General features: G+C 61.3%; 3 protein-coding genes. All 3 read left to right on the top strand.

The annotated features are described in order from the left end of the window. Positions 1 to 138: 138 nt before the first annotated feature. Complete coding sequence (locus NW820_RS09925; protein ID WP_414407399.1) at positions 139 to 1950, top strand: ABC transporter ATP-binding protein; 1812 nt, start codon at positions 139 to 141, stop codon at positions 1948 to 1950. Between the two features lie 203 nt (positions 1951 to 2153). Continuing rightward, complete coding sequence (locus tag NW820_RS09920) at positions 2154 to 2906, top strand: response regulator transcription factor (protein ID WP_414342492.1); 753 nt, start codon at positions 2154 to 2156, stop codon at positions 2904 to 2906. A gap of 84 nt (positions 2907 to 2990) precedes the next feature. Further along, positions 2991 to 5080, top strand: a 2090-nt coding sequence (locus tag NW820_RS09915; protein WP_414407398.1) for a TIGR00300 family protein, incomplete at its 3' end; no start/stop codon positions are given.

Below are 5080 nucleotides of genomic sequence, written 5' to 3'. Positions count from 1 at the left end.
GCCCTGAAGGACGGGGCTTGCCGCGCCTTTTGGTCAGCGGTGCGGAGCACTTTGGAGGCCAAGGCGGGGGCGGTAGTCTATAATCCTGCCAATTCCCCTAATGCGTTCGCGCCAGCGGTGCGGAGCACTTTCGTCGCCATGACTGAGGCTGTCTCTACTGCCGATTCTGCCTTGCTGACCGTACAAGGGCTGCGGGTTTTCTTGCCCAGCCGTGCAGCTGGCGAGCCCTCGGGATCCCCGGTGGTGGACGGGCTGTCTTTCCAGATCGGGATCGGCCAGACCTTAGGCCTGGTGGGGGAGTCGGGATCCGGCAAAACCATGACCGCCCTGACGCTGATTGATCTGCTGCCCAGCTCGGCCCGGGTGGAGGGCAAAATCCTCTTCAAGGGCCCCAACGGAACGGTGGACTGGCTGCAGTTGGATCCCCGGCAACGGCGGCGCTATCGCGGATCCCAGATCGCCATGATTTTCCAGGAGCCGAGCACCGCCCTCAACCCCCTCTACACTTGTGGCCAGCAGTTGCAGGAAACCCTGAGGGCCAACACCTCTCTAACGCCGGCGGAGATCCGCGCCCAGGCCATTCGCCTGTTCGAGGAGGTGCAGCTTTCTCCCCAGATGCTGGAGCGCTATCCCCATCAGCTCTCCGGCGGCCAAATCCAGCGGGCGGCCATTGCCTGTGCCATCGCCTCCAATCCCCAACTGTTGATTGCCGATGAGCCGACCACCGCTCTAGATGTTACGGTGCAAGCGGAAATCCTGCGCCTGCTCTGGGAGCTGCAGCAGCACCGGCAGATGGCCATCCTCTTCATCACCCACGATCTCAATTTGGTGGCCGAACTGGCAGATCAGGTGGTGGTGATGCGCCGGGGCCAAGCTGTGGAACAGGGATCGGTGGAGCAGATCTTTCGGGATCCCCAGCATCCCTACACCCGCGGCCTGTTGGCCTGTCGCCCGGTGTTGGAGCGGCGGTTGCGGCGGTTGCCCACCGTCCAGGATTTTCTGGAAAAAGGGGGATCCCCAGAGGAGCAGTGGCAGCAGGTGGAGATCCCGGCTGCCGTTCGCGTAAGCGGGACGGAGTCCTTAGAGGAAGAACGGCTGCGCCGGCTGTACAGTCAGCCCCCCCTGCTGCAGGTGCGGGATCTGCGAACCCACTACGCCGTCCGTCGAGGGCCATTTGGCCGCCAGGTGGGCGAGATCCGAGCTGTGGATGGGATCAGCTTTGACCTCTACCCCGGAGAGACCTTGGGGCTGGTGGGAGAGTCCGGCTGCGGCAAAACCACCCTGGGGCGAACCCTGTTGCGCCTGGTCCGTGCCAGCTCTGGCCAGGTGATCTACGACGGCGAGGAGCTGCTCCGCTTGCCGCCCCAACGCTTACGTCGTCTCCGCCGCGAGATTCAGCTGATCTTTCAGGATCCGGCAGCCTCACTGGATCCGCGCATGAGTGTGGGAGCCAGCGTCATAGAGCCAATGGCCCTGCACGGGATTGGGAGAAATGCTGCTGAGCGACGAGCACGGGCCCAACGCCTGTTTGAACGGGTAGGGTTGGATCCGGAAGCGCTGGATCGCCTGCCCCACCAGTTTTCCGGAGGACAGCGGCAGCGGATCTGTATTGCCCGCGCCCTGGCCTCGGAGCCCCGCCTGATCGTCTGCGATGAGGCAGTGTCTTCCCTGGATGTCTCCGTGCAGGCCCAGGTGCTGAACTTGCTCAAGGATCTGCAGGAGGAACTGGGGTTGGCCTACCTGTTCATCTCCCACGACCTGAGCGTGGTCAAGTTCATGAGCGACCGCATCATGGTCATGAACCGGGGCCGCATCGAAGAGCTTGGCCCCGCCTCCCAGATCTACCAGCAGCCGCAGCAGGACTACACCCGCCGCCTCATCGCCGCGTTCGCGCCAGCGGTGCGGAGCACTTCCCCCAAAGGGAGATCCGTTCGCGATAGCGGGCCGTAGGCCTTAAAAACGCACCCATTTGCCCCAAACGGGTTGAAAAGTTTCCCCTGCATCCGGCTCCGGGCTGGGCAACCCTGCGGGTTAACTTCGCAGTAAGATTTGCAATGAGGCTAAAATTAAGTAAACTTCCAGTCGTAAAGCTTCGGCTCTTTGTTAGCACATTTAACAAAACGTTTTATCCGCAGTTTGGGCTGCAACCGGCTATGGCTCGCATACTCATTATTGAGGACGACCCTTCGATTCTGGATATCCTGCGCATCAATCTGGAGTTGGCGGGCTACGAGGTTGTGAAGGCCACCGATGGGGTGCGCGGACAAGCACTGGCTCTGCAAGTTCTCCCCGATCTGATCATCCTCGACCTGATGCTGCCCCAGGTAGATGGCCTGACCGTTTGTCAGCGCTTGCGGCGGGAGGAGCGCACCAGCGAGATCCCGATTTTGATGCTCACCGCCCTCGGCCAAACCCAGGACAAGATCGAGGGCTTTAATGCCGGTGCCGACGACTACCTGACCAAGCCTTTTGAGGTGCAGGAGCTGCTGGTGCGGGTGCGGGCCCTGCTGCGTCGCTCAGACCGGATCCCACAGGCGGCCAAGCATGGGGAGATCCTCACCTATGGCCCTCTCACGCTGGTGCCGGAGCGCTTTGAGGCGTTGTGGTTCGGCAAAACGATCAAGCTCACCCACCTGGAGTTTGACCTGCTCCACTGTCTGATGCAGCGACATGGGCAGACCGTTTCCCCCAGCGAAATCCTGCAGGAGGTGTGGGGCTACGAGCCCGACGACGACATCGAGACCATCCGTGTTCACATCCGCCACCTGCGCACCAAGCTGGAGCCGGATCCCCGCCACCCCCAGTACATCAAAACCGTCTATGGGGCGGGCTACTGTCTGGAGTTGCCCAACATTGCCGATCCCAGCCCACTGCAGCCAGAGCTGGCGAAAGATTCCCACAAATAATGATTCTTTCATGATTCTTGAGGATGCTGCTCACGCAACTGCTAATCTAGGGGATGCCCTGCTGCAGATTGCGCTCTGAGATCTATGCCTGGTGCCATTCGGTATTTGATGTGCCCACCCGATCACTACGAGGTGGACTATGTGATCAACCCCTGGATGGTGGGGAATGTTCACCGCTCTTCGCGAGAACGGGCGCTGCAGCAGTGGCAGGCTCTTTATCGGCATCTCTCGCAGCGGGCGGAGGTGAAGCTAATCCAGCCGGTGCCGGGATGGCCGGATATGGTGTTTACGGCGAATGCTGGGCTCATCCTGGGATCCAAGGTGGTGCTGAGCCGTTTTTATCACCCAGAGCGGCAGGGGGAACAGCCCCATTTCAAGGCTTGGTTTGAGGAACAGGGCTACACCGTCTATGAGCTGCCGCCAGCCCTGGCTTTTGAGGGGGCGGGAGATGCTCTGTTGGATCGGGCAGGGCGCTGGCTGTGGGCGGGCTACGGCTTTCGCTCCATGTTGGAGTCTCACCCCTACTTGGCCAAGTGGCTGGGGATCGAGGTGTTGTCTTTGCGGCTGGTGGACGAGCGGTTCTACCACCTAGACACCTGCTTTTGCCCCCTCTCCGAAGGCTATTTGCTTTACTATCCACCGGCTTTTGATGCCTATTCCAACCGCTTGATCGAGATGCGGGTGCCCCCTGAAAAGCGGATCCCGGTTCAGGAGGCGGATGCCATTCACTTTGCCTGCAATGCCGTGGATGTGAACGGCACGATCTTGGTGAATCGGGTCAGCCCAGAGCTGGAAGCCACCCTACAGGAGCGGGGATTTGCGGTGGTGCAGACGGAGCTGACGGAGTTCCTGAAAGCCGGTGGGGCGGCCAAGTGCCTGACGCTGCGCCTCGACGAGACGGTGGCTCCCCAAACCGATCCGGTGGCCACGGTGCTCAGCCGGACGGTGACCCTCCAGGGACACTTGGTGGACAGCGACCTGCTCACCAGAGCCGTCGATTGCATTGTGGACAATGGCGGCAGCTTCCAGATCCTCAAGTTTCAGCTTGGGGAAAAACGGCAGAGCACTTCCACGGTGGAACTGGCCGTTTCCGCTCCCACCGAAGAGACCCTGGATACCATTCTCAGCGCCTTGATCGAGCAGGGGGCCCGTCTCTCGGAGGAAACCCAGCAAGATGCCCGTCTGGAGCGGGTAGAGAAAGCAGGGGTAGCGCCCGACGATTTTTATGTCACCACCATCTATCCCACGCAGGTGCGGGTGGCCGGCCAGTGGATCCCGGTGCAGCGGCAGCGCATGGATGGGGTGATCGTGGTCAAGGGATCCGATTGCAATGGCAAGACGGAGTTTTCAGCCTATTGCACCCTGATTCGAGATTTGCAGGTGGGGGATGCCGTGGTGTGTGGGGTGGAAGGGATCCGCACCGTGCGCCAGGCCAGCAAAGAGCGCTCTTCCCAGGAGTTCACCTTTATGGGATCGGGGGTCTCCAGCGAGCGGCGGGTGGAGATCCTGGTGGAGCAGATTGCCTGGGAGCTGCGGCAAATCAAGGAGCGGGGCGGCAAAACGGTGGTGGTGGCAGGGCCGGTGGTCATCCACACAGGCGGCGGATCCCACTTGGCTACCCTGATTCGGGAGGGCTATGTGCAGGCGCTGTTGGGGGGCAATGCCATTGCCGTTCACGATTTGGAGCAGAATCTCTACGGCACCTCGCTGGGGGTGGATCTGTCGCGGGGCACCCCGGTCAAGGGCGGCCACAAGCATCACCTCAAAACCATCAACCTCATCCGCAAGTATGGCAGTATCCGAGCTGCGGTGGAAGCGGGCGTGATTACCGGCGGGGTGTTCTACGAGTGTATTCGCGCTCAGGTGCCCTTCTCCCTGGCGGGATCCATCCGCGACGATGGGCCGCTGCCGGATACGGAGATGGATCTGATCAAGGCCCAACAGGATTATGCGCGGCTGCTGCAGGGGGCCGACATGGTGTTGATGCTCTCCAGCATGTTGCACTCCATTGGTGCCGGGAACATGACGCCTGCCGGGGTCAAGCTGATCTGCGTGGACATCAACCCGGCAGTGGTGACCAAGCTGGCCGATCGGGGATCCCTGGAGTCGGTGGGGATTGTTACCGATGTGGGCCTGTTCTTGAGTTTGTTGGTGCAGCAGTTGGCGCGTTTGGG

The organism is Synechococcus sp. R55.7 (assembly GCF_047461955.1).
Taxonomy (GTDB): domain Bacteria; phylum Cyanobacteriota; class Cyanobacteriia; order Thermostichales; family Thermostichaceae; genus Thermostichus.
This window is presented reverse-complemented; position numbering and strand designations above follow the sequence as displayed.

Excerpts from the sequence above, each read along its gene's own strand:
- NW820_RS09925 (WP_414407399.1), top strand. The coding sequence starts at position 139 with ATGACTGAGGCTGTCTCTACTGCCGATTCTGCCTTGCTGACCGTACAA.
- NW820_RS09920 (WP_414342492.1), top strand. The coding sequence starts at position 2,154 with ATGGCTCGCATACTCATTATTGAGGACGACCCTTCGATTCTGGATATC.